This is a genomic window from Rhizobium sp. SRI_017, from assembly GCF_057586295.1.
In genome coordinates, this window is record NZ_JBYCZP010000002.1 from 281,318 (window position 1) to 306,174 (window position 24,857).

A 24,857-nucleotide genomic window follows, 5' to 3' on the forward strand; every position below is an offset into this window, starting at 1 on the left:
GTCAGGCCTCCCGCGCCAGCCAGAAGGTGTCAGGCAGGTAAACGCCCAGGTAACAGGTCGGGTCGAAGCCGTAGAGCGCGACATCGGGCATGTTCTGCAGGCGGGCCGACCGTAGCATCGGCTGGCGCGAGGAATTGACGATGCCGATCGAGAATACCTGGTCGGAATAGAGATCGAGCATCTTGTTCCAGACCTCGGTCCGTCCTTCGATATCGGCCGTCTTCTTCCACTGTTCGAGGAGGTCGATCAGCTGGATCGCCTCGGGCAGATCAGGCGCTTTGCCCTTCTGTCCATTCGAAAGATAGTACATGCCCCAGACCGGCCATTGCAGCTGTTCATCGGCTGTCGGTGCCAGCAGACCGGGATTCATGTCGGCGGTTGGCACGCCGTTATCGAGACCCGACCACATCGACACCATGATCTGGCCGGCCATGGCGCGGTTGCGGAAGATGTCGCGCTGCGACGTCTTGATGAAGAGCGAGACGCCGACTTTCTGCCAATGGTCCGTGACGAGTTCGAGCACATCGGTTTCCAGTGTGCTTTCGCCAGCGGTCTCGACGATGATTTGGGCCATCCGCCCGTCGGACAGCAGGCGGAAGCCATCGGCATCGCGGTTTACCAAGCCCGCCTCGTCCAGCAGCTTGTTGGCGAGCTCGGGATCGTGCTGGCTCCAGGCAGTCTTGTATTGCGGCTTGAACAGCGGGCTTTCGGGCAGGATCGCGTCGCCGCTTTCCGCTGCAAGCCCATAGAACACCGCTTTATTGATCTCGGTCCGGTCGATGGCAACGGAGAGCGCCCGGCGGACGCGCACATCCTGAAAGAGCTTCCGCCAGACATCGTCGGCACTGTTGAGATTGGGCAGAAGCGCGACGAGAGAACCCTGCGTCTTGGTCCAGAGGCTGACTTTCACCGGATATCGGCTCTCTGCGTCCTTGAGGAAGGCGTAATCGGTGAAGTCGAGGCCGGTAAATTGCAGGTCGCTTTCGCCGGCGCCCGCCTTGGCGGGGATGATCTCCGACGAGCTGACATTGAGCATCACGCGATCGACATACGGCAACTGCAGGCCGTTCTCATCGACGCGATGGAAGAAGGGATTGCGCTCGAAGACAAACTGTTCGGACGGTGGAGCCGTCGTGTTGCGCCAGGGGTCGAGTGTCGGCAACTCCGGATTTTCCGGGCGGTAGCTGCGCGACATTTTGGTGTGCAGGTCCCTCCAGTGCTTGGCACGGTACTGGGTGACGAGCGCAGAGAGGCGGTTCTCGTCCTGGTATTTTTTGTGGAACTGCTTGAGGTACTTGGACGGCGCCACCACGACGATCGGCTGTGGCGCAGCAAGCTTCGGCAGGAAATCGGGATTAGGTGCCGGCCAGGTGTAACGGACGGTGTATTTGTCGACGACCTCGAAGACGGGAGGCTTGTCGCCGGCGAGGAGTTCGCGCGGAAGGCCGCCTCGTCTGAGATCCTCGTCAAGAATGACGTCTTCCCAAGCATAGCGGAAATCTTCAGATGTGAGATATTCGCCGTCGGACCAGCGATGACCCTCACGGATTCTAAAGGTGAAGACCCGGTCTTCCTCGGCCGTATAGCTTTCGAGCACATCGGCCTGAAGCTTGAGCTTGTCGTCATAGCCGACAAGCCGTGCATAGCCGCTGATCGTCATCAGTCGCGTGTCGCGCTGACTGCCGATGAGCATGCGGAGGTCGCCGCCATAGACGCCGGGCTTGCGCCCCATTCCGGCAAGATTGATGACGCGTGGGTTCTTGGGCAGCCGATCCGCAATATCGGGCAGTGATGCGGCGCGGAGCCGTTCGTGGAGAAAGGGCGGCTCGCGCTGATCGGCGGGCACCTGGGCGCGGGCGAGACCGGGCAGCGAGAGGGCGACCATCGAGCCGAGAAAGGTGCGGCGGCGCATCACGGTGCCAGCTCCTTGATATCGGCGGTAGGACGGGCCAGCACGAGATGGCCTTCGCCGATATTGGCAAGAGACAGAGCATGTTCGTCGCGCTCTTCTCGGAATTGCGCGCCCCAATTTTTCATCTCGCGGGCGCCGCTCTTCAGCCGCGCAAAATCGAGCGGACGATCGAGGTCGGGGAAGGGGACGGCGGCGAGGAGCGACTTGGTGTAGGGATGGGCGGGGTTCTGCATCAGAGTTTCACGCGGGGCGATCTCGACGATACGTCCGGCGCACATCACGGCGATCCGGTCGGCCATATAGTCGACGACCGCCAGATTGTGCGAAATGAAGATATAGGTCAGGCCTAGTTCGCTCTGCAAGTCTTTGAGAAGGTTGAGAATTTGCGCCTGGACCGACACATCGAGCGCCGAGACCGGTTCATCGCAGATCAGCAGTTCCGGCCCGAGTGCAAGAGCACGGGCGATGCCGACGCGTTGCCTCTGGCCACCGGACAGGCCATGCGGGTACCGGTTGAGATGGTGGCGGCCTAGTCCGGTCGCCTCGAGCAGGTCGACGACCTTCTCCTGTCGCCATGCAGCATCGCCGCGGTCGTGAATTTCGAGCGGCTCGGCGACGATATTCTTGATGGTCATGCGCGGCGAGAGCGACGCCACCGGATCCTGGAACACCATCTGGATGCGGGCGCGAAGGGCCTGCAGCTTGGCACCGCTTGCGTCGAGAAGATCGACCGGACCCTCCGCGCCGTTGAAGGTCACCGAGCCGGAATCCGGGCTGACGGCGCGCATCAGGATCTTGGACAATGTGGTCTTGCCGCAGCCGCTTTCGCCGACCAGGCCGAGACACTCGCCTCGATTGACATCGAAGCTGACGCCATCGACAGCACGAAACGGTTCGGCCTTGCTCTTGCCGAACCAGCCGGATTTGCGACCGCCAAAAGCCTTGACCACGTCGCGGACCGACAGAAGCACGCCATCGCCTGCAGCGCGTGGCTTGTGGTCGCTCTCCATCAGCTTGCTCGCATTGACGGGGATGTCGCGCAGCGCCTTCAGGCGTTCGTCGGCATGCATATCGAAATGCGGCACCGCCGCCATCAGGCCCTTGAGATAGGGATGGCTCGGCGTGCGGAAGATCTTGCTGACCGGCCCGGCTTCCATGATCTCGCCGTGGTAGATCACGACGACCTCGTCGGCGACGTTTGCGACGACGCCCAGATCGTGGGTGATCAACAGCATCGCCATGTTGAGCTTCTCCCGAAGCTCGCGAAGCAACTGCAGGATCTGGGCCTGAATTGTAACGTCGAGCGCCGTCGTTGGCTCATCGGCGATCAAGAGCGCTGGCCGGCAGATCAGCGCCATCGCGATCATCGCGCGCTGGCGCATGCCGCCCGAGAGTTCGAACGGATACATATCGAAAGCACGGGCCGGATCCTTGAAGCCGACCAGCGACAGCATCTCCACTGTCGCCTCGCGCCGCTCGGCTTTGGACTGGCCGGTGTGAATCTGCAGCACTTCGGAAATCTGGTTGCCGATCGTGTGCAGCGGCGACAGCGAGGTCATCGGCTCCTGGAAGATCATGCCCATGCGCGCACCGCGCAGGCCGCGCATCTCCCGGCCATCGGGCGGTAGGGTCAGAAGGTCAACCGGATCGTGGCCCTTGGCCGCGTCGTGAAAGATGATTTTTCCCGCCGATCTTGCCGATTTGGGCAGAATGCCCATGACGGCCTGGCTGATGACCGACTTGCCCGAACCGGACTCGCCGACAAGCGCCGTCACTCTTCCCGGCAGTACGCGCAGATCGGCCCGCTTTACGGCTTCGATCCTGCCCCCCAGCAGAGAAAACGAAATACTCAGGTTCTCGACCCGCAGCAGGTCGGTTGCCGGCACCATGATTGCGGGCCTTCCTTGTCAGTCTTTTATCAGTTCCCCGAAAAAATGCTAACGCACTCGCGCCTGCAAGTCCATCGCAGGCGTCGGCAAAAAGCGCCGAGCGCGAATGAAGAAAAAATGACAGTCAGATCAGCAGCTTGAGGCCTTGTCGAGCATGCAGACGGCCTCGGGGCTCAGGACATCGGCCTTGTCCAGGCTGCGGCGGAAGTCGTCGTAATAGAGTGTCCAAGTACCCTCGGCGGCGGCGCGATAGGGCCCGAACTTGAAATATTGGTTGTCGCCGAGTGGCGGATCGTTGTGGCCAATATAGCCCTTGATCGTGGCGACCCACTTGTTGTTGGCGAAGATCTCGATATGGCCGGTACCATCCGGACCAGGCTTGGTCATGATCGCAAAATCGATCCAGCCAGAGTTGGGCGAGGGCAGGGGATTGCCGCGGTCGATGATCTCGATCTTGTCGGTGCAGGCGTTAAACAGGACGCCGTCCTCGGGCTCCCACTTTGCGTCAGTGGCGACGAGCGCGCGCATCTGGTTGGTGTCCGGGCGTAGCCAGACCGGCGTCTCGCCGGCGCCGCATTTGGCGGGCGTGCCCTTGGGCTGCTGCGAAACCGGGGCGAAGTGGTTGGCCTCGACGGTGGCGAAGAGCCGGCCCTTGCGCAGCCTGAGTGCCAGGAACGGGCTGAAGTCGCCTGGGGCGCCCGGATCGATCTCGCGCTTCCACTGAGCGATCAGGTAGCGGTGATCGTCCTGCGGCACGGGATCGGCAAATCTTACCGCGAGGCCGTACCAGACCGGCGTGAAATACGGCACGCGGAGATTGGGCCGCTCCCAGATTTCCGCCCGCTCGCTGCAGCTGTCTGCGCTGACGTTGCAGCCCGGGCGGACCGAGAGCTTGAGTGCGCCTCTACCGTCGCGCCCTCCAGTGGTGTCGAATTCGACGATGCCGGACCGCTGCTCTGCATTGTCCTTATAGTAGAGGCCGCCTTCCGGTGCGAAATTCTGCCCCTCGAAACTGTCGAAAAGGGGAACCTTGTAGGCGTCGTCCGCGACTGCTTCTGCGCTGGAAAGTACGGATGTCAGAAACATGGCAAAGGCGACGACCCTTTTCATTGCAACAGGTTTGCTCCGGGCCCCGACGGCTTCTGCTGGCGGGAATTGCGATAGAGCAGCATGACATGTTCTGCTTCCGAGCGGAGGTCAAGCCCCTTCTTCTCGGACGCCTCGACCGGCGAGACCGTCATGTTTCCTTCGCCCGGCGCGAATATTGCCAGCTTTTCCTGCACGCCGCGCAGCCGGCGTTCGCCCAGCGGCAGCCAATCACCACCGCAATAGGTGGCAAAGGCGTCGCTTGCGACGACGGACTGGCCGAGCGACTTGGTGAGCCCCTGCAGACGGTGGACCTCGTTGACGGCGCCGCCAAAGGCCGAGAAGGTCAAGCGGTCTTCCAGGCCGACATTGCCGAACATCACGTTTCCGACATGAAGGCCGATGCCGTAGTTGATGTCGGCGAGGCCTTCACGACGGCGGTCGGCATTGAGGTCGATCATGCGCGCGGTCGCTTCCCGCACCGCGGCCATCGCTGCCTGGGTGGCGACCTCCGATGGACCGCGATGTCTGTCACACGGGTAGACGGCCAAGAAGCCGTCGCCCAGGAAGCTCAGGATCTCGCCGCCATTCTTGTTGAACGGGGCAGCGATCGCGTCGAAGAATCGGTTCAGCGTATCGATATAGATTTCCCGACCGGCTTTCTCGGCAAGAGCGGTCGACCGCCGCATGTCGGCCATGACAAGAGCCGCGCGGATGGTCTCCCCGTCGCCGCGGCGCACCTGGCCGGACAGTACGCGCTGGCCGGCATTGCCGCCGAGATAGGTGGTGACCATGTTGCCGGCGAGCTTGCTGAGCACCGCCATCTTGGCAGCGACGGCAAGATGGCTCTGGAGATGCAAGAGCGCCTCGATCACTTCCTCGCTGAAGCCGCCGGCGGCGTCCGTGGTCCAGGAGCCGACCATGCCGCGTGTGGTTTCTTCATCGAAGGATTGCACGAAGGCGAGATAGTCGGTGCCATTCATTGTCTTGAGATCATCGAAGATCGAGAATTCCGACGGCGTCAGCGCGTCGATCCGGCGACGCAGGTGGGGGAGACCGTTCGCAAGCAGGTAGTAGTAGGGGCTCTTGATGAAGCGGCCCTTTTCCTCATCGCTGCCCGCGGGGCGAAAGCCCTCGACGGCGACGCCGTTGCCGCGGATCCAAGTGAATCCGAGGGCGTCATAAAGCGGGTGTAGCATGGAGAAGCTCAGATGCACGCGGAGGAGGGGGACACCCGCCGCGGCAAGGCGTTCGCAGAGCCCGTGGACCAGGGATTCGAGATCGGTGCCCTTGAGCGCCGACTGCTGCAGCCATAGCGAAACGCGCTCGATGAGGGATTCGGAGACGTTGGCTCGGGGGAGGAGCATGGTTCCTTGGTCCTTGTGTCATCAGGCGCCATGACAGAGGCTCCCGGTATCGTCACCCAGCGCAACGTGGTTGCGCCGCATTGCAATATAGTGCGCCGCAAAGCGGCTGCCAGCTCATGGCCACTAACTTTACCTAGATTTACAAAAGTCAAATCGGCAGCAACGTTGCGGAGACCGCGGCCTATGGGCATGGCCTTGACTTTGAGGGTCCGAGACCGCAACTGAAAGCCTCCTCATCCTGTGGAACCAATCACATTGAACGACACATTCACGCCGCACGCCGCGCTTCTGAAGCGCATCCAGGACCGGTCTGCCAGGGTCGGCGTCATCGGCCTCGGCTATGTCGGCCTGCCGCTTGCGATGACAGCTGCAAACGCCGGCTTTCCGGTGACAGGTTTCGATATCGATCCGTCGAAAATCGTCAGCATCGATGCGGGCAAGTCCTATATCGAGGCGGTCTCCGACCAGGTGCTCGCGGAGTTCACTGCCACGCGCCGCTTTACCGCGACGACGGATTTTTCAAGCCTTGCCGATTGCGACGTGATCGTGATCTGCGTGCCGACGCCGCTCACCAAGCATCGCGATCCGGATCTTTCCTACGTCACCCGCACCAGCCAGTCGATCGCCACTTCGCTGCGCCCGGGTCAGCTCGTGGTGCTGGAATCGACGACCTATCCCGGCACGACCGATGGTGTCGTGCGACCGATTCTCGAAGAGACCGGCCTGAAATCCGGCCGCGACTTTTTCCTCGGTTTCTCGCCGGAGCGCGAGGATCCCGGCAACCAGAATTTCCGCACTTCGACCATTCCAAAGGTTGTGGCGGGCGATGGCCCAGAGGCCTCTAGCCTGGTCGAAGCCTTCTATGGCGCGGCCGTCGACACCGTCGTGCCCGTCTCCACGACCGCGACGGCGGAAGCGGTGAAGCTGACCGAGAACATTTTCCGCGCAGTCAACATCGCGCTCGTCAACGAACTCAAGGTCGTCTACGAGGCGATGGGCATCGATATCTGGGAGGTGATCGACGCCGCCAAGACCAAGCCCTTCGGCTTCATGCCTTTCTATCCAGGGCCGGGTCTGGGCGGCCATTGCATCCCGATCGACCCCTTCTACCTGACCTGGAAATCGCGTGAATACGAGCTGCCGACGCGTTTCATCGAACTCGCCGGCGAGATCAATTCGGCCATGCCGCGGCATGTCGTCGACCGGCTCGCCGAGGCGCTCGATGTTCGATCCGGCAAGGCGCTGAGCCGTTCGAAGGTTCTGGTGATCGGGCTTGCCTACAAGAAGAACGTTCCTGACATCCGCGAGAGCCCGTCCTTGAAGCTGATCGAGCTAATCGAGGCGCGCGGCGGCCAGGCGAGCTATCACGATCCCCATGTCCCGACCGTGCCGCCGACCCGCGAATACGGCCATCTCAAGGGCCGGCCGTCGGTGGACTTGACCCAGGAAACGATAGCCGGCTTCGATGCGGTGCTCATCGCGACGGACCATGATGCGGTGGACTATGCGGCGCTGGCAACTTGGTCGTCGCTGATCGTCGATACGCGCAACGCCTTCGGTCGCCGGTCGCTGTCCGGCGCCAACGTCGTCAAGGCGTAGCTGCTGCCGGACGCAACAGCTTGGCAGCTTTTTCCTTCAACTGCGTGGCGGCGAGCGCATAGCCGCCGGCAGCGCCGTCGATGAAATGCATGTGGTCGCGCTGCATTGGATTGATCACAAAGCAGGTGATCAGGGCGTTGTCCTGCTTGTGAAGTCCGTAACGGGCGACGCCTTTGGCTGCAGCCTCTTCCAGCAGAGCCTCGATCCGCACCAGCCGGTTCCCGTCGACGTCGATCGTCATCTTGAGCCCGTCATCGAACTTGCGGAAGTCGCTGTTGTCGGAAACGTCACTCTTGTAGCGCCGGCTGTCGAAATCACCGAGCTTTATGTTGAAGCGGGCGAGCGTGTTGCCCAGCACATATTGCATGACGGCGCTCATACGCGCCTTGAGCCGCTGGCCCTTGGGCGCCTGGGCCCGCGCCTCCAGTTCGAGACTCTGTCGTGTCAGCCCAGGCTTGGGCCCGTCGGCCGGGACGGGATGGCCGCCGCGATCCTCGCCCGAGGCGATGGCGACGATGTTGCGGATGAGGTCGCGAAAGGCTGCGCTGTCACCGCTCTCCGTGGGTACGGCGATGACCGAAACGATTTCGCCGTGGCGTGACGGGATCGGGCTCCAGCGGCAGGAAAGGCCCTTGAGATCAGGGCGGCTGTTCGCCGGTGCTTTCGGCACGCTGAACTCCCCGGCCTTCATCCGGGCCTCGGCCCAGCTCGCGCCGCCGCCGGCAAACATCGCGTAGGAGGCGTGCTCGCTCGCCTTGAAGCGGGCGACGAGAACCTCCACCCCGGCACGGCGGATTTCGGAAAGCGGGATGATGGCCGCGCGCATCTCCAGCCCCATCTCCTCGTCGGTCCAGGTCCGCACCGCAGATATTGCTACGCGCGCCTTGTCGATGCCGGAGGGGGGGATGGCGACCGTCGCGCCGTCGCCGCCGAACACGAAGGGAAGCTGCCGGTTGTCGAGTGCGTTGACAAGCGCCGAGATGATGGCGGCGCCTGCCATGTTGACCATCTTGTAGCTGCCCTGCTGGATCGCGCCGGTCGAATTGACGATGTCGCCCGATACGAGCGCCCAGTCGTCGGGCAAGGGCCGGTAATTGTCGAGATTGGTCACGCCGCCGAAATCATCGAAGACGGGCACCGTGTCGAAGAAATTGTCGCTGTTTGCTCCCATGCGGCGGACCTTATCACGATCAATTGAAGGAAGCGACGGGCTCACGGAAGGAGCAGGATATCGAACTGTTCGCGGCCGAGCGGGATGTCTACGACCTTTCGCTGCTCCTCGCTGTCGTCGTTGTAGAACACTATGCAGTTCTCGTAGAAGCGGGCGAGAAATCCAACGAATTCAGCTGCTTTTTCCGGGCCGTAAAAGTCGCCGGTGAACTCCATGTGGACCGGAATGCGGCACTCGAACAGCGCCTGCATCGATCTGGCGGCGACTGGCTCGTAGCCTTCGATATCCATCCAGATCAAGCCCACATCGCTTTCATGCACGCCGGCCCGTTCGAGGATGTCGGTCACCGGCAGCGCGGGGACCAGGATTTTCTGGTCCTCCGCGTGGCGCTGGTTCGGGCTGCTCTTACCGTGATTGTTGGGGTGGAGGAAGAATTCGATGGTTCCCTCCTGATCGCTCACCGCAAAGGGCATGCTGCTGACAAGGTCGCCGAAGCCGTTTTGCAGCACATTTTCTTCAAGAAGCTCGAAGTTGCGTGGGTCCGGCTCGATCGCGACGATGTGACTGAAGGCGCCGGTGAGGCCGAAATAGACCGTGTGCGTGCCGATATTGGCGCCGATCTCGAGCAGGGTCTTGCCGGCAACGCTGATTCCGAGTTCGGCGAGCTTGCCCATCAGCCGACCGACATGGTCGCGGTCGAAATGATTCTTCACGAAGACGCTGCGGCCGAGATAGTCTGCAGGTGAGAAAGTCAGGAGATGGTCGCCGCAGTCTACCGTCATGTAGCGCGTCCGGGGACCGATCGTCTTGATCAGCAGGTCCCGCCCATAGCGCGTGTCGAAAAACCTGAGCGCAAGGCTATCGCGCCATTTCTGCAGTCTCCGGTTCAAGCCATAATCCTCAGCTGTCGACGATCTGTTCACCGATTAGCAAACTGGGCTGATATTGCTACGGGATAATCGATCGCATAGATTCTCCCGACAGTTCGGAGTCCTGCCACGTCCATGATCAGCACCGTCGTGAAATCCAGGGTGCATATCGTTTCAGGGCTGGTTCTCGCCATTTTCCTCGCGAGCCACTTCGGCAATCATGCGCTCGGGATCGTGTCCATTGATATGATGGAGCGCGGCCGCGCCGGCTTCAATGTGATCTGGCGCAGCATACCGGGCACTGTGCTGCTCTACGGCGCCTTGCTGAGCCATTTTCTTCTCGCACTCGATGCGCTCTGGCGCCGCCGCTCGCTCAGAATGCCCGCCTCGGAAGCACTGAAGATCGGGTTCGGACTGGCGTTGCCGCTACTGATTTCCGATCATGTCATCGCGACGCGGCTCGAATTCACGCTGACCGGTTTCGTCCGCGGCTATCCCGAAGTGCTCCGCGCCATCAATGTTTCGACGGCAACGATCGCGCTTTATGTCGCCGCGGTGGTTATCGCCTGGGCGCATGGTTGCCTCGGCCTCTGGTTCTGGCTGCGTGGCCGTGCGTGGTTCCAGCGCTTCGCTCCGTTCTTTCACATGCTGGCAGTGGTCGTGCCGCTTCTGGCGGTGACGGGCATGTTCTCCGGGTTACGCTGGGTGGAGGCCATGCCGTTCACGCCCAACGAACTGCCGGCGCTGGAACTTGCGATGCTTCAAACCATCAAGACAAGCTTTCTCGCAGGCTATGTGTTGCTGATCGGTGGCATCGTCGTCATCAAGTTCGTGCCGAACAAGGCGCGAATCCGCATTCGCTATCCCGGTGGCAGGGTGGTGGCGATCGACCCCGGCACCAGCGTGCTCGAGGCGAGCAGGCTGGCGGGAATACCACATGTCTCGGTCTGCGGCGGACGCGGGCGGTGTTCGACATGTCGGGTCCGGGTGATCGACGGCCTTGAAGGCCAGCCCGAGCCTGAGGGACGGGAGAAGGCCACCCTCAAGAGCATTTCGGCTGCTCCGGATGTGCGCCTTGCCTGCCAGTTGCGACCGGCTCGCGACCTGACGGTCGCGCCATTGGTCGATGCGGGCACGGTTCCGCAGGTCGTCCGCCCGGCGCTGGATTCGGCGGCTGGCCAGGAGCGCATGGTGGCCGCGCTGTTCTGCGATCTCCGCGGTTTTACCCAGCTTTCGGAGCGCAAACTGCCCTACGACGTCGTGTTCCTGCTCAACCGCTATTTTGCGACGGTGGGCGAGGCCGTGGCCGGTGCGGGCGGCGTGGTCGACAAGTTCATCGGTGACGGAGCTATCGCGCTGTTCGGGCTGGAGACCGATCTTCCGCATGCCTGCCGGCAGGCGTTGCAGGCGGCAGTAAAACTGGGCGAGGGGATTGCCGAATTGAATACCGCTTTCCATTCGGAGCTTCAGACGCCACTGCGCATCGCGATCGGGCTGCATGCGGGGCCGGCTATCGTCGGCCAGATGGGGCATGGCAAGGTTTCATCGCTGACCGCTATCGGCGACACGATCAACACGGCGAGCCGCCTCGAAGGCCTGGCCAAGGAACGCGATGTCCAGCTCGCGGTGTCGGCGGATCTCGTTCGGATTGCTGGTATTTCCATCCCCCATCATGTGAGCGAAGACATCGAGATACGCGGCCGCGAGGCCAAGCTCGAAACCTGGATCGTGCTGGACGTTGCCGATATCGCGACGGCACTCGAACTACCAGTGGAAGTCAGGGCATCGGCCTGATCAATCCGGCAGAAAGAGCAGACGATCCTGCCGCGCCAGTTGCGCCAGCGCTTCGGAAATGATGCGGATGCGCTCGACGCCGCGCAGGTCGTCATGCACGGTGAGCCAATAGCTTCGCGTGATCCTGCTCTCGTCCAGGATCGGTCGCAGGTCAGGTTGGTTCGCGCACATGAAGACCGGCAGCATGCCGAGCGCGGCACCGTTGCGCACGATCTCGACATGAGCGACGACGCTGGTGCTCTTGATGGTCGGATTGAGCCGCAAACCATCGAAGACCAGATAATCAAGCAGCGGTGTGTAAAGCAGTTGCGGGATATAGCCGCAGAGCCGGTGCGCCGAGAGTTCCGTCGTATCTGCCGGCCGGCCGTGGCGGGCGAAATAGGCCTCGGTGCCGAAGAACTGCAGTGCATAGTCGGTGAGCTTGCGGACCACGATATTGCCGAATTCCGGCCGGTCGAGCGTGATGGCGATATCGACCTCGCGGGCGGCAAGGGAATAGTTCTGCGGCAGCGCCACAAGTTCCAGTGCGATCTCCGGGTAAGCTTCTGCCAGTCCGCCGAGGCGCCCGGCGATATAGCCGACTCCCAGGCCTTCGGGAACGCCGATGCGAACCGTCCCGACACGGGAACCCTGCATGGTCTCCAAGACGGCAAGGTCGGAGAGCAGGCCGGATTCGAGCCGCTCCGCGGTCCGCCTCAGTTGCTCGCCGGCGGCATTGATATTCAGTCGACGGCCTGCGCGGTCGAAGAGGCGGATTGCGAGGCGGGCCTCCAGATTTGCGAGCCGCCGCGAGACCGTGGAATGGTCGAGCTCAAGCTGCCGCGCGGCCTCGGAAATGGTGCCGGCACGGGCGATGGCGAGGAATATTCGAAGATCGTCCCAATCCATTCTACATCCATGCACGAGCATTGTGCAAATTTCGGCGTTGCCGTCGGCTGCGTTTGGTAGAACGATTGCTGTCAGGACACAAGTATTCGTTGGGAGGATGGCGTGGAGCAACGGCTCGATGGGGACTATGACTATGTGATCGTCGGCGCGGGAACGGCCGGCTGCATAGTCGCAAACCAGCTTTCCGCCGACCCCAGAAATCGCGTGCTGCTGCTGGAAGCCGGCGGTCGCGACAACTGGATCTGGTTTCACATACCCGTCGGCTATCTTTTCGCCATCGGCAATCCGCGCGCCGACTGGATGTTTCGCACTGAGGCTGAGCCGGGGCTAAACGGCCGGTCTCTGACTTATCCGCGGGGCAAGGTCATTGGCGGCTCCTCGGCCATCAATGCAATGATCGCCATGCGCGGCCAGGCGGCTGATTATGATCACTGGCGGCAACTTGGCCTGACCGGCTGGGGGTGGCAGGACGTGCTGCCGCTCTTCCGCAGGATGGAGGATCATTTTCTTGGAGACAGCGAGCATCATGGGGTCGGTGGCGGCTGGCGGGTGGAGCCGCCGCGGGTGGCTTGGGATGTGTTGACGGCGGTTCAGGAGGCCGCTGCCCAGATGGGCATTCCCCGCAGCCGTGATTTCAACACCGGCGACAATGAGGGCTCAGGCTATTTTCACGTCAACCAGAAGACCGGCCGTCGCTGGTCCTCCGCGCGGGGATTCTTGAAGCCCGTTTTGTCGCGGCCGAATCTTCGGCTGGAGACGGGCGTGACGGTCGAGCATTTGCTGATCGAGGGCCGCGCTGCCAAGGGCATACGCTTCCGCCAAAACGGCGTGGCGAAAACCGTCAATGCCCGCTGCGAGATAATCCTTTGCGCCGGCTCCATCGGTTCAACGCAGATCCTCCAGCGCTCGGGCATCGGACCGGGCGAGTGGCTCTCGCCGCTCGGGATCGAAATGGTGCATGACGTCAAAGGCTTGGGCCGCAACCTTCAGGATCATCTGCAGCAGCGCGCGATCTACAAGGTGGCGGGTGTGAAGACGCTGAACGAGACCTATCATAACCTGATGAAGCGCGGGATGATGGGGCTGGAATATGCCTTCCTGCGCCGTGGACCGCTGACCATGGCGCCTTCGCAGCTTGGCATTTTCACCCGATCCGATCCGTCGCAGGAGCGGCCGAACATCCAGTTTCATGTCCAGCCATTGTCGCTCGACAAATTCGGTGACCCCCTGCATCGGTTTCCAGCGATCACTGTCAGCGCCTGCAATCTCCGGCCCTCGTCGCGCGGTGTCGTCAGGCTCAGAAGCACCGACCTCGATGCGCCGCCGATCATCGCGCCCAACTATCTCGCGACCGATGACGACAGGCGGGTCGCCGCCGATGCGATCCGGGTCACGCGGCAACTGATGCGGCAGAAGGCGCTGGCCGGCTTCTCGCCTGAAGAATATCTGCCGGGACCTAAAGTCGGCGATGACGATGAGGCGCTGGCCAAGGCAGCCGGTGACATTGGTACGACGATCTTTCACCCTGTCGGCACGGCGAAGATGGGGCTGTCGTCCGACCCGTTTGCGGTTGTCGATGAGCGTCTCCGGGTGCATGGTCTTGCAGGATTGCGCGTCGTCGATGCCTCGGTCATGCCGACCATCACCTCGGGCAACACCAATACGCCGACCTCGATGATTGCGATGAAGGGAGCATCGATGATCCTTGAGGACGCGAAGGCCTCGGCGGCATGACCGGCGCTGCAGGAAGGGAGTGAGGAATGGATTTCGAACGGACGGAAGAAGAGCAGGCGATCTTCGACATGGCCCATGCCTTCGGGCAGGAGCGGATCGCCCCCTTTGCCGCCGAGTGGGAAGCCGCGGGAACGATCCCGCGCGAACTGCTCGTCGATATCGGCGCGCTCGGCCTCGGCGGCATCTATGTTTCGGAGGAGCATGGCGGTTCGGGCCTCAAGCGGCTCGATGCGGCACTGGTGTTCGAGGCGCTGTCGATGGCCTGCCCGGCGGTCGCGGCCTTCGTCTCGATCCACAATATGTGCGCCTGGATGATCGACCGCTACGGTTCTGCGGAGCTCAAGGCGCGGCTGCTCCCCGATATGTGTGCGATGACCACGATCGGCTCCTACTGCCTGACTGAGCCGGGCTCGGGCTCGGATGCCGCCGCACTCCGGACCAGGGCGGTCAAGACCAACGACAGCTACGTTCTCACCGGCAACAAGGCCTTCATTTCAGGCGGCAATTATTCCGATCTCTATGTCGTGATGTGCCGCACCGGCGTCGATGGGCCGAAGGGTATTTCGACCGTTATCGTGCCGAGCCCAAGCCAGGGCCTCTCCTTCGGCGCCAATGAGAGGAAGATGGGCTGGAAGGCTCAGCCGACGGCGCAGGTGCAGTTCGACAATTGCGCTGTGCCGCTTGAAAACCTTGTCGGTGAGGAAGGGCAGGGGTTCCGCTATGCCATGGCGGGCCTTGACGGGGGCCGGCTCAATATTGCGGCCTGCGCGCTTGGTGGTGCCCAATCGGCGCTCGAGAAAGCCGTGACCTATATGAAGGAGCGCAAGGCGTTTGGGCAGACGCTCGCCGATTTCCAGGCACTGCAGTTCAAGGTCGCCGACATGGAAACCGAGCTGCAGGCAGCGCGTGTCTTCCTGCATCAGGCGGCATGGAAACTCGACAACAAGACGCCGGATGCCACGAAGTATTGCGCCATGGCGAAGCGCTTCGTCACCGACGTCGCCTTCAATGTCGCCAACAGCGCTCTGCAACTGCATGGCGGCTACGGCTATCTCGCCGATTACGGGATCGAGAAGATCGTGCGCGACCTCCGGGTCCACCAGATCCTCGAAGGCACGAACGAAATCATGCGCGTGATCGTTGCACGCCAGATCTTTGCGGATTGAGGGCGGAATGGAAGCGAGACACGATCTTCATGTGCGCGTCGAGGACCGGGTCGGGCGGATCACGCTGACTCGGCCGCAGGCGCTGAACGCGGTCAACCAGCTCATCGTCGATATGATGACGGAGGCGCTGCTGGCGTGGGAGACCGACAGCAGCATCAATCTCGTGCTCATCGATGCCGAAGGCGAGAAAGCCTTCAGTGCCGGGGGCGACCTCGCTTTCGTCTACCGGCACGGCAAGTCGGGCGACATCGCAACGCCGAACCGCTTCTGGCGCGACGAGTACCGGCTGAATGCCCTGATATCACGCTATTCCAAGCCCTATGTTGCCATCATGGACGGCATCGTCATGGGTGGGGGTGTCGGCATTTCCGCTCATGGCTCGCATCGCATCGTGACCGACAACTCCATGATCGCCATGCCGGAATGCGCGGTGGGTCTGGTGACGGATGTCGGCGGCTCCTGGCTGCTCAGGCGTGCGCCGGGCCATATGGGCGAATATCTCGGCCTGACCGGCACGCGGATGAAGGGCGAGGACGCGATCTATGCCGGTTTCGCCGACCTTTATGTCCACCGCCGGCGGTTGCAGGATCTCAAAGCAGCACTGGTGGAGGCCGGCGATATCGCCGCGCTCGATCATTTTTCCGAGGCACCGCCGCCGTCGACGCTTGCGGCACAGCAGAAGGATGTCGACAGAATCTTTTCTGCCCCGACGCTGCCTGACATCCTCGACCGGCTGCGTGCTGACGGTTCGGAATGGGCGCTCAAGTCGCTCGACGCCATCGAGAAGGGTTCGCCGCTTTCGGCTCTGATGATCTTCTCAGCGGTCCGCGGGGCGACGTCGATCGAGACGGCGCTGCGCAATGAATATCGCTTCGTCTCGCGCGTGCTCGAACGCGGCGATTTCCTTGAGGGCATCCGCGCAATCGTCATCGACAAGGACCGCAACCCGGTCTGGCGGCATCAGGCCATCGCCGCGGTTCCGCCTGAGCTCGTTACCTTGATGCAGAGCGAGGCGGAGGGCGGTGACCTCAATCTCACGAACTGGGAGGATCGGCCATGAAGATCGGCTTTTTCGGACTGGGCAATATGGGCGGGCCGATGGCCGCCAATCTGGCCAAGGCTGGCCATGATGTCGCCGGCTACGATCCCGTCGGCGCGACGGCCGAGGGTGTGGCGAGAGCAGCGACTGCGCGCCAGGCGGCTGATGGACAGGACGTGGTCATCACCATGCTGCCGAACGGCAAGGTCCTGCGCGACGTCTATGACGAGATCGTTGGCTACGGCGGGAAGAATGCACTCTATATCGATTGCTCGACCGTCGATGTCGAAAGTGCCCTCTATGCCCATGCCAAGGCGCGCAATGCCGGACTCGCAAGCCTGGACGCGCCGGTCTCGGGCGGCGTCGCCGGTGCGGCGGCCGGTACGCTCACCTTCATGGTCGGTGGCGAGGACGCCGCCTTCGAGCGCGCTGCGCCGCTGTTCGACATCATGGGCCAGAAGGCCGTGCATTGCGGCGGTGCAGGCACCGGCCAGTCGGCCAAGATCTGCAACAACATGATCCTCGGCATATCGATGATCGGCGTTTGCGAGGCCTTTGCGCTCGCTGACCGGCTCGGCCTCGACCGGCAGAAGATGTTTGACGTGGTTTCCACCTCGTCTGGATATTGCTGGTCGCTCAACAATTATTGCCCGGCGCCCGGCGTCGGTCCGAAGAGCCCATCTGACAATGATTACAAGCCCGGCTTTGCTGCCGAGCTTATGCTGAAGGACCTGATGCTCAGCCAGGCTGCCGCCGAGGCCGCCAACGCCGCGACCCCCCTTGGCGCGGCGGCGGCGGCGTTCTATCAGGCGTTTGTCGAGCATGGTGGCCGTGGCAAGGATTTCTCCGCCGTGCTGCCGCGACTGACCGAAATGAAGCGTGGAGACCAGCCGTGAGCGAACCCCAAAACGAGCCATTGAACATAACCCGGGATGGCCGCGTGGTGCTCGTCCGGATGAATCGTCCGGAGGTGCTCAATGCGCTGAGTTCCAAGGTGATGCAGGACTTGGCCGATGCCTTGAAGCCGCTCGATCGCGACCCCGAGGTGGGCTGTATCGTGCTTGCTGGTACCGAGAAAGCCTTCGCCGCAGGCGCCGACATCAAGGAGATGTCGAGCAAGTCCTATATGGAGATGTTCCATGAGGATTTCTTCGCCGGGTGGGAGGAGTTCTATCGGCTCAGGACGCCGAAGATCGCGGCTGTTTCGGGCTTCGCGCTCGGTGGCGGCTGCGAACTCGCGATGATGTGCGACATCATTTATGCGTCCAAGTCGGCCAAGTTCGGCCAGCCCGAGATCAAGCTCGGCGTGATCCCCGGCATGGGCGGCTCGCAGCGGCTGACGCGGCTGATCGGCCGGGCCAAGGCGATGGACATGATCCTGACCGGCCGGATGATGGATGCCGAAGAGGCCGAGCGCAGTGGCCTTGTCGCCCGGGTCTTCGAGAACGACCAGCTCATCGACGAAGCCATGAAGGCAGCAAAGACGATTGCGTCCTATGGCAAGGCGGCGACCGTTGCAGCGCGTGAGGCGGTTGATCGTGCGGACGAAGTTTCACTGAGGGAAGGGCTGCTGTTCGAGCGCCGCGTCTTCCACGCCCTCTTCGCCACCGAAGACCAGAAGGAAGGCATGGCGGCTTTCGTCGAAAAGCGCCCGGCAAAATTCAAGGGAAGATAGGGATGGCGCCGGATTTTCGCTGGCTCAATGAACCGGAGACCTGGGAGGGCGACGCCACCCATCTGACGCTGACGACCGGCGACAGGACGGACTTCTGGCGCGAGACGTTTTACGGCTTCGTGCGGGACAGCGGCCATGCTTGGCTGACCCCGGTTTCCGGTGATTTCTCTGCCAGTGCGTCCTTCAAGGGCGCTTTCAGCGAGCTCTATGATCAGGCCGGAATGATGCTCCGGATCGATGAGAAGCATTGGATCAAGGCCGGCATCGAATATACCGACGGACTCATGCATTTCAGCGTCGTCGTCACCCGCGGCGTCTCCGACTGGTCCGTCATCCCGCTTCATCAAGTGTCTGCGGATACGGCGGTTTTTGTCCGCATCACCCGCCACGATGATGCGGTGCGCGTGCAGTTCCATCTCGGCGATGGCAAGTGGCAGATGGCGCGCCTCTGCCCCTTTCCATCGGATGACGCGAGGGTGGGCATTACGGCCTGTTCGCCCGAGCGGAAGGGCTTTCAGGCCGGTTTCCGGGATATACGGGTCGGCCCGCCGATCCCGCGCAAGCTGCACGACGACTGAGATTCGCGGTTATCTGTAACGTTGCCGGACGTGATTGACGCAGGCGATACTCGAACGATATGTAGTCCCGAGATCATCCGGACGTCTTGTCGATGTCGGAGAGATGGGCGGGGCAATGGCATCGGAAGCGGACAGCAGGAGACCCAAGGCGAAATCGCGCCGGGCGAGCGGCCGCCCGACGCTGTCGGATGTCGCCGACCTCGCGGGCGTCGGTTCGATCACTGTGTCGCGGGCGCTGCGCGAGCCGTCGCGGGTTTCGTCTGAACTCCGCGAGCGCATCGATGCGGCGGTCAAGACGCTTGGCTATGTGCTCAACCCGAATGCGCGGGCGCTTGCCTCGGTGCGTTCGGATGTGATTGGCGTGCTGATCCCTTCGATGACCAACAACGTTTTCGCCGATGTCGTACGCGGGATCCATGACGGGCTGGGCGGGTCGCATATGCAGATCCAGTTCGGCAATACGCATTATTCGGCCGAGGAAGAGGAGCGGCTGCTCACGGTCTTCCTCGGCCAGCATCCCTCGGCCCTGATCGTCTCCGGTATTGATCAGTCTCCAGGCGCTCGACGCTTGCTCGACAATGCCGGCTGTCCGGTTATCCAGATCATGGAGGTCGGCGACGACCCGGTCGACCTGATGATCGGTTTCTCGCACTTCGACGGCGGCAAGGCCGTAGCGCGGCATCTGATCGAGACGGGCCGCAAGCGTATTGCCTTTCTCGGCGCGCGGATGGACCCGCGATCCAAGCGGCGTCTCGCAGGCTATTCGTCGGCAATGGCCGAGGCAGGTCTGTTTGACGAGCGGCTGGTAACGACGACGCTCAAACCCTCGAGCGTGACAATGGGCTCGGAGCTCTTTGCCGAAGCGCTCAGCCGGGCTTCCGATCTCGATGGCGTCGTCTGCAACAATGACGACCTGGCACTCGGCGTGCTTTTCGCCTGCCATCGCGAGGCAATCGATGTGCCGGGCAGGGTGGGGATTGCAGGGTTCAACGACCACGAAATGATGGCTGCTGCCTATCCGTCGATTACGTCGCTGCGCACGCCCCGCTACGAAATAGGTCGCCGCGCAGTGACCATGGCTTTGGCAGAAATTGCCGGCGAGATTGCGGACGAACGCGTGTTCGATCTTGGGTTTGAGCTCAAAATCCGCGAAAGCACTGCTTTTTTTAATCTATAAAAAACATCCGCATCGAATATCAGATACTCTTTACAAGCAAATTTGGTAGCGCTACCATCTTCAGCATGACGCTTGTCGGGAGGAGCCTTCAGGGCGTCATGGATTTCGTGAGATCGGATGCAGGTCGGGTGGTCATTGACGCCGCAGGCGTCGCCATGCGCGGCTTCCGCGCGGGATTTTGCCAAGGCAACCATTGGGAGGAATTCAATGTTCAGAGCTTTCGTCAGCGGCATCCTGGCCGCTGGTACACTCGCACTTATGTGTTCGACCGCTGCTGCGGACCCGGAAATTGTCAGCGGCCCGGCGGCTGAGCCCGAATGCTTTTCGCCATGGTCAGCAGACACCAAGTTCTTCAAGTTCCCGAAGAAGGATGGCCCGTATCGCATTGCGCTAGCCAACGGCTATATCGCCAATACCTGGCGCATCCAGATGATCCAGACCGCCAAGGCCTATGCGGCGCAGCCTGACGTGGCCGCAAAGCTCAAGGAATTCAAGGTCGTCTCGACCGGCGAAGACGTGCCGGCGCAAATCTCGGCGATCAACAACTTCATCGACTCCGGCTATGATGCGATCGTCGTCAATGCCCAGAACCCTACCGCCTTCGGTCCGGTCATCAAGCGCGCCAAGGAAGCCGGCGTCATCCTCGTCGCTTTCGATAACATTCTCGACACGCAGGATGCGATCAACGTCAATGTCGACCAGAAGGGCCTTGGCATTCTCTGGGCCAACTGGCTGGCCAAGCATCTGCCCGACGGCGGCAAGATCCTCGAGGTGCGCGGCGTGCCCGGGACCTCCGTCGATACCGACCGCCACAACGGTATCCATGAAACCTTCGACGCGACCGGCAAGAAGTGGGAAGTCGTGGAGGTGTTGGGCAAGTGGGACGACCCGACGGCGCAGAAGGCGACCGCCGACGCGATTGCCGTCCACAAGGCCTTCGACGGCATCACGGCACAGGGCGGTGACACGGGCGTGGTTCAGGCCATGATCGACGCTGGGCACAAGTTCGTGCCGTTCGGCGGCGAGACCGAGAACGGCTTCCGCAAGTTCTGCGCCAAGCATGCGGGCGATGGCTTGAAGTGCTCGTCGGCGGGCACCGGCCCGGCTCAGGTCGCTGTGGCGATCAAGACGGCGATTGCCGCTCTTGAAGGCCAGGTTGTGCCACAGTCGGTGAAACTGCCTCTGGCCATCGTCGAGGATCCGAACTTCAAGGAAGGAACGGACTTCTATCCGGATCAGTCCGACAATTTCTTCGTCGGCAATTCCTTCCCGACCTGTGGCATCAATTTTTCGGCGCAGGAAATCATGGGCCAGACGCAGGCGGACCAGTAGTCATTGTGTGTAGGGGCATGCCGCGCCATCGGCGCGGCATGCCATCAGCCTGAGATCCGGGGAATTCGATGACAGACCCAGAGTCGAATGCGGCGATGCCGTTCTTCCAGATGGGCGGCATTTCAAAGCGCTATGGCGGCGTGCGTGCCCTGGAAAATGCCGAACTCTTCGTGAAGCCGGGCCGGGTCCACGCCATCTTGGGTGAGAACGGCGCCGGCAAATCCACCCTGATCAAGATCATGACCGGCGTCGTCGCGCCCGATGAGGGGCGCATGCTGATCGACGGCGCCGAGGTTTCTTTCCGCTCGCCGGCCGATGCAGCGAAGCATGGCATCTCTTGTGTTTTTCAGGAACTCTCGCTTATCCCCGATTTGAGCGTCGCCGATAATATCCTGATCGCCAATCCGCCGAAGCGCTTCGGCCTGATCGATAGTGCCGCCCAACGGAGGATCGCCGAAGAGGCGCTGGCGCGGGCAGGGGCCGAGGATATCCATCCGCGCGCGATGGTGCGCGACCTGCCGCTGTCGCGTCGGCAGATGGTCGAGATCGCCAAGGCGCTTGTCGGCCGTCCGCGCATCCTGATCCTCGACGAGGCGACATCGGCGCTGACGGCGAGCGACGTGACCCGCGTCTTCGAGGTGCTCAAGCGCCTCAAGGCGGAGGGGCTGGCGATCCTCTATATTTCCCACCGCATGCACGAGATCGCCGAACTGGCCGACGAATGCACGGTGTTTCGCAACGGCCATAAGGTCGCCAGCTATGAGGCCGGGACAAAGAGCGACAACGAGGTCATCGAGATGATGATCGGCCGCGAGTACCACAGCGTCTTCCCGCCAAAGCCGGCGCGCGACGCGCAGTCGACGCCGGTGCTCGAATGCCGCAATCTCGGCTGGACGGAGCGACTCAAGGACATTTCCTTCGCGGTCGGCAAGGGTGAGGTCATTGGCCTTGGTGGTCTCGACGGCCAGGGACAGAGAGAGCTGTTGCTCGCGCTCTTCGGTGTCCTGCGAGGTACGACAGGTTCGGTGCTCGTCGACGGCAAGGCGGTGTCTCTCTCGAGCCCGTCGGTAGCAAGGGCATCGGGTGTCGGCATGGCGCTGATCCCTGAGGATCGAAAGACTGAAGGCTTGATGCTGCCAATGACGGTGCGGGAAAACCTCTCCTTCGCCAGTCTGGACCATCTTTCCAACGCCGGCATCATCGACCGCCCGCTCGAGGAAGAGCGCATTGACGAGATGGTCAAGCTGCTGGCGATCAAGACGGCAGGTATCGACATTTCGGTCGGCTCGCTGTCGGGTGGCAACCAGCAGAAGGTGGTGATTGCCAAATGGCTGATGCGCCACCCGCGGATCATCCTGCTCAACGACCCGACGCGCGGCATCGACGTCGGCACGAAGCAGGAGATCTACCAATTGCTTCGGCGGCTCGCCGATGCGGGTGCCGCTATCGTTTTCTATTCGACCGACTACGACGAGTTGATCGGCTGCTGCGACCGCGTGCTGGTGCTCTATGACGGAAGCGTGGTGAAGGAACTCGAGGGTGAGGGGCTGAACGAGCATGCGCTGATCGCCAGCGCTCTCAATGTCGAAGACGCGAGGGAGGCCGCGGAATGAGTGAATGGCGCTACTGGCTGAACGAGCAGCGCGGCACGCTTCTCGGGCTCGCGATCTTCCTCGCAATGTTCATCGTCTATATTGCCAATCATCCGGCGGGCCTGACCGCCAATGTGGCGCAGACCGCGGCAAACAAGGGTGTGCTGCTCGCCTTCGTGGCGATGGCGCAGGCGCTTGTGGTGCTTACCGCCGGTATCGATCTCTCTGTTGGCATGATCTTCATCCTCACCAACTGCATTGCGTCCTACATCGTGGTCGGATCGGTCGGCATGACTGCGCTCGGGATCGTCGGCGTTCTGCTCGCGGGTTCTGCCTGCGGAGCGATTAATGGTTTGTTGGTCATCTATGGTCGCCTGCAGCCGATCGTTGCAACGATTTCGACCGGTGCGATCTATTTCGGCATCGCCCTCACTCTCCGGCCGTTCCCCGGCGGTGGCGTCAACGAGACCCTTGCCGACGCGCTAACCGGCCGGTTGTTTGGCGTCTTTCCATCCAGCCTGCTGCTGCTGTTAGCGGTGGTCCTGCTGGTCTGGATACCGTTCCGAAAATCCGTGCTTGGTCGCGCGGCCTACGCCGCGGGTTCATCGGAGGCGGCCGCCTACATGTCCGGTGTGCCGATCAAGCGGGGCAAGTTCGCCGCCTATGTGCTGGGCGGCTTCTTCGCCGGCATGGGCGGACTGTTCCTCACCTTCTTCACCTATACCGGCGACGCTGCTTATCAGAGCGGCTCGGGCTATACGCTGTGGTCGATCGCGGCCGTGGTGCTCGGTGGCGTGTCCCTTTTCGGCGGCCGGGGCAGCGCGATCGGCGCGATCTTCGGCGCCTTCGCGGCTCGCACGACCGGTGATATGCTCTTCGTCTTCGACGTCGATCCGCTGTGGCAGCCGCTCCTTCAGGGCGTCGTGCTACTGCTCGCGGTCAGCATTGGCGCGGTCGCGCTCTTCAGGGTCCGCAATCGCCTGGAATGGTTCCAATGACCGAGATCAGCGACATCAGAATGGCCAGCCAGACCCGCGTTCCCTCGTTTCTCCGCCGCGTCGATCCGGCCGTCGCGACCGCGTTCGGCTGCATCATCCTGCTGCTGGTCATCGGCAGCCTCTATTCGAGCAACTTCCTGTCGCCGGACTATCTGCTGCAACAGTTGAAGGTCGCGGCCTTTCTCGGCGTCGTCGCAGCCGGCATGATGCTTGTCATCCTGCTCGGCCATATCGACCTCTCGGTGCCGTGGGTGATGACCATGGGGGCGATGATGGCCTGCGCGGCGGCGGGTTTCGGCGCCATGGGCCATGTGCTCGCCATTCCCGTTGGCATCTTCTGTGGTGCGCTGTTCGGCCTGATCAACGGCTTCGGCGTCGCCTATCTCCGCATCCCGTCGATGATCATCACGCTGGCGACGAATGTCGTCGCCCAGGGACTTATGGTGCTCTATACCGGCGGCTTCTCGCCCCAGGATTCGGCCACACCTGCCATGCGCTGGCTGGCGACAGGGGCGATCATTCCCGGCGTCCCGAATGCGATCCTCGTCTGGGCGGCAGTGAGCGCGATCATGGTATTTCTCTATGGCCGGACATCCTACGGGCGGTCCGTCTACGGTATCGGCAACAGCGAGCGGGCCGCCTATCTCTCCGGCGTCGATACGCGCCGTATCGTGATGATCGCCTTCGTCATCTCGGGCGGGCTCGCGGCCTTTTCGGGTGTGCTCGTTGCCGGCTATGCCTCGAAGGCGGCGCAGTCGATGGGCGATGCCTACTTGCTGCCGTCGATCGCGGCGGTCGTGCTGGGCGGTACGTCGATCCTCGGCGGTCGCGGCTCCTATCTCGGCACCGTCGCCGGCGTGATCCTGATCACGCTGCTGCAATCGATCCTCTCGGTCATGCAGATGCCCGAAGCGGGCCGCCAGATCATCTACGGCGTCGTCATCGTCGCCATGCTGCTGCTCTATGGCCGCACGCCTACGAGCCGGTGATC

Annotated in this window: 20 protein-coding genes; 13 read left to right on the top strand and 7 right to left on the bottom strand. The window is 62.3% G+C overall.

Features of this window, described 5'->3' with window-relative positions:
• Position 1: 1 nt before the first annotated feature.
• The 4 genes from AC2YI2_RS06160 to AC2YI2_RS06175 all read right to left on the bottom strand — a co-directional run bounded on the left by AC2YI2_RS06160 (position 2) and on the right by AC2YI2_RS06175 (position 6,254).
• On the bottom strand, positions 2-1,915 hold the full coding sequence (locus AC2YI2_RS06160; protein WP_487385560.1) for an ABC transporter substrate-binding protein: 1,914 nt from the start codon (positions 1,913-1,915) through the stop codon (positions 2-4).
• Positions 1,912-3,801: an ABC transporter ATP-binding protein gene (locus AC2YI2_RS06165; RefSeq protein ID WP_487385561.1), complete on the bottom strand. Its 1,890-nt coding sequence runs from the start codon at positions 3,799-3,801 to the stop codon at positions 1,912-1,914. The genes AC2YI2_RS06160 and AC2YI2_RS06165 overlap by 4 nt, the downstream gene beginning before the upstream one ends.
• A gap of 129 nt (positions 3,802-3,930) precedes the next feature.
• On the bottom strand, positions 3,931-4,911 hold the full coding sequence (locus AC2YI2_RS06170) for a polysaccharide lyase family 20 protein (RefSeq protein WP_487385562.1): 981 nt from the start codon (positions 4,909-4,911) through the stop codon (positions 3,931-3,933).
• Positions 4,908-6,254, bottom strand: a complete 1,347-nt coding sequence (locus AC2YI2_RS06175) for an adenylate/guanylate cyclase domain-containing protein (RefSeq protein ID WP_487385563.1) — start codon at positions 6,252-6,254, stop codon at positions 4,908-4,910. Before AC2YI2_RS06175 ends, AC2YI2_RS06170 begins: the two co-directional genes overlap by 4 nt.
• A gap of 255 nt (positions 6,255-6,509) precedes the next feature.
• Between AC2YI2_RS06175 and AC2YI2_RS06180 the strand changes: the two genes are divergently transcribed.
• Positions 6,510-7,853, top strand: a complete 1,344-nt coding sequence (locus tag AC2YI2_RS06180; protein ID WP_487385564.1) for a nucleotide sugar dehydrogenase — start codon at positions 6,510-6,512, stop codon at positions 7,851-7,853.
• Here AC2YI2_RS06180 and AC2YI2_RS06185 read toward each other — a convergent pair.
• Together AC2YI2_RS06185 and AC2YI2_RS06190 are read right to left on the bottom strand one after the other, a co-directional pair.
• Complete coding sequence (locus AC2YI2_RS06185) at positions 7,843-9,024, bottom strand: DUF3095 domain-containing protein (protein ID WP_487385565.1); 1,182 nt, start codon at positions 9,022-9,024, stop codon at positions 7,843-7,845. The genes AC2YI2_RS06180 and AC2YI2_RS06185 overlap by 11 nt on opposite strands.
• Before the next feature lie 41 nt (positions 9,025-9,065).
• Entirely contained in the window at positions 9,066-9,914 is an 849-nt protein-coding gene (locus AC2YI2_RS06190) for an FkbM family methyltransferase (protein WP_487385566.1), read from the bottom strand.
• A gap of 114 nt (positions 9,915-10,028) precedes the next feature.
• Here AC2YI2_RS06190 and AC2YI2_RS06195 point away from each other — a divergent pair, with 114 nt between their 5' ends.
• Positions 10,029-11,687, top strand: a complete 1,659-nt coding sequence (locus AC2YI2_RS06195) for an adenylate/guanylate cyclase domain-containing protein (protein ID WP_487385567.1) — start codon at positions 10,029-10,031, stop codon at positions 11,685-11,687.
• On the opposite strand, the gene AC2YI2_RS06200 is transcribed toward AC2YI2_RS06195, so the two are convergent.
• Complete coding sequence (locus AC2YI2_RS06200; RefSeq protein WP_487385568.1) at positions 11,688-12,575, bottom strand: LysR family transcriptional regulator; 888 nt, start codon at positions 12,573-12,575, stop codon at positions 11,688-11,690.
• 102 nt (positions 12,576-12,677) lie between these two features.
• Here AC2YI2_RS06200 and AC2YI2_RS06205 point away from each other — a divergent pair, with 102 nt between their 5' ends.
• The 11 genes from AC2YI2_RS06205 to AC2YI2_RS06255 all read left to right on the top strand — a co-directional run bounded on the left by AC2YI2_RS06205 (position 12,678) and on the right by AC2YI2_RS06255 (position 24,855).
• Complete coding sequence (locus AC2YI2_RS06205; protein WP_487385569.1) at positions 12,678-14,309, top strand: GMC family oxidoreductase; 1,632 nt, start codon at positions 12,678-12,680, stop codon at positions 14,307-14,309.
• A 26-nt stretch (positions 14,310-14,335) separates the two neighbouring features.
• Positions 14,336-15,475 carry an acyl-CoA dehydrogenase family protein gene (locus AC2YI2_RS06210; protein ID WP_487385570.1) on the top strand — a complete coding sequence of 380 codons (1,140 nt, stop codon included), beginning with the start codon at positions 14,336-14,338 and terminating at the stop codon, positions 15,473-15,475.
• 7 nt (positions 15,476-15,482) lie between these two features.
• Complete coding sequence (locus AC2YI2_RS06215; protein WP_487385571.1) at positions 15,483-16,535, top strand: enoyl-CoA hydratase/isomerase family protein; 1,053 nt, start codon at positions 15,483-15,485, stop codon at positions 16,533-16,535.
• Complete coding sequence (gene mmsB, locus AC2YI2_RS06220) at positions 16,532-17,410, top strand: 3-hydroxyisobutyrate dehydrogenase (protein WP_487385572.1); 879 nt, start codon at positions 16,532-16,534, stop codon at positions 17,408-17,410. The genes AC2YI2_RS06215 and mmsB overlap by 4 nt, the downstream gene beginning before the upstream one ends.
• Positions 17,407-18,189 (top strand): enoyl-CoA hydratase, encoded by a 783-nt coding sequence (locus tag AC2YI2_RS06225; RefSeq protein ID WP_487385573.1) that lies wholly within the window; start codon positions 17,407-17,409, stop codon positions 18,187-18,189. The genes mmsB and AC2YI2_RS06225 overlap by 4 nt, the downstream gene beginning before the upstream one ends.
• 2 nt (positions 18,190-18,191) lie before the next feature.
• Entirely contained in the window at positions 18,192-18,767 is a 576-nt protein-coding gene (locus AC2YI2_RS06230; protein WP_487385574.1) for a DUF1349 domain-containing protein, read from the top strand.
• Positions 18,768-18,882: 115 nt separating this feature from the next.
• A complete protein-coding gene (gene gntR, locus AC2YI2_RS06235; protein ID WP_487385575.1) occupies positions 18,883-19,944 on the top strand; it encodes an HTH-type transcriptional regulator GntR in 1,062 nt (353 codons plus the stop codon).
• Between the two features lie 207 nt (positions 19,945-20,151).
• The gene (locus AC2YI2_RS06240) at positions 20,152-21,276 is read left to right on the top strand and encodes a sugar ABC transporter substrate-binding protein (protein WP_487385576.1); all 1,125 of its coding nucleotides are present in this window, start codon (positions 20,152-20,154) and stop codon (positions 21,274-21,276) included.
• A gap of 68 nt (positions 21,277-21,344) precedes the next feature.
• On the top strand, positions 21,345-22,889 hold the full coding sequence (locus tag AC2YI2_RS06245) for a sugar ABC transporter ATP-binding protein (protein WP_487385577.1): 1,545 nt from the start codon (positions 21,345-21,347) through the stop codon (positions 22,887-22,889).
• On the top strand, positions 22,886-23,866 hold the full coding sequence (locus AC2YI2_RS06250) for an ABC transporter permease (RefSeq protein WP_487385578.1): 981 nt from the start codon (positions 22,886-22,888) through the stop codon (positions 23,864-23,866). The genes AC2YI2_RS06245 and AC2YI2_RS06250 overlap by 4 nt, the downstream gene beginning before the upstream one ends.
• Positions 23,863-24,855, top strand: coding sequence for an ABC transporter permease (locus AC2YI2_RS06255; RefSeq protein WP_487385579.1), 993 nt, complete (start codon positions 23,863-23,865; stop codon positions 24,853-24,855). The genes AC2YI2_RS06250 and AC2YI2_RS06255 overlap by 4 nt, the downstream gene beginning before the upstream one ends.
• Positions 24,856-24,857: the final 2 nt, after the last annotated feature.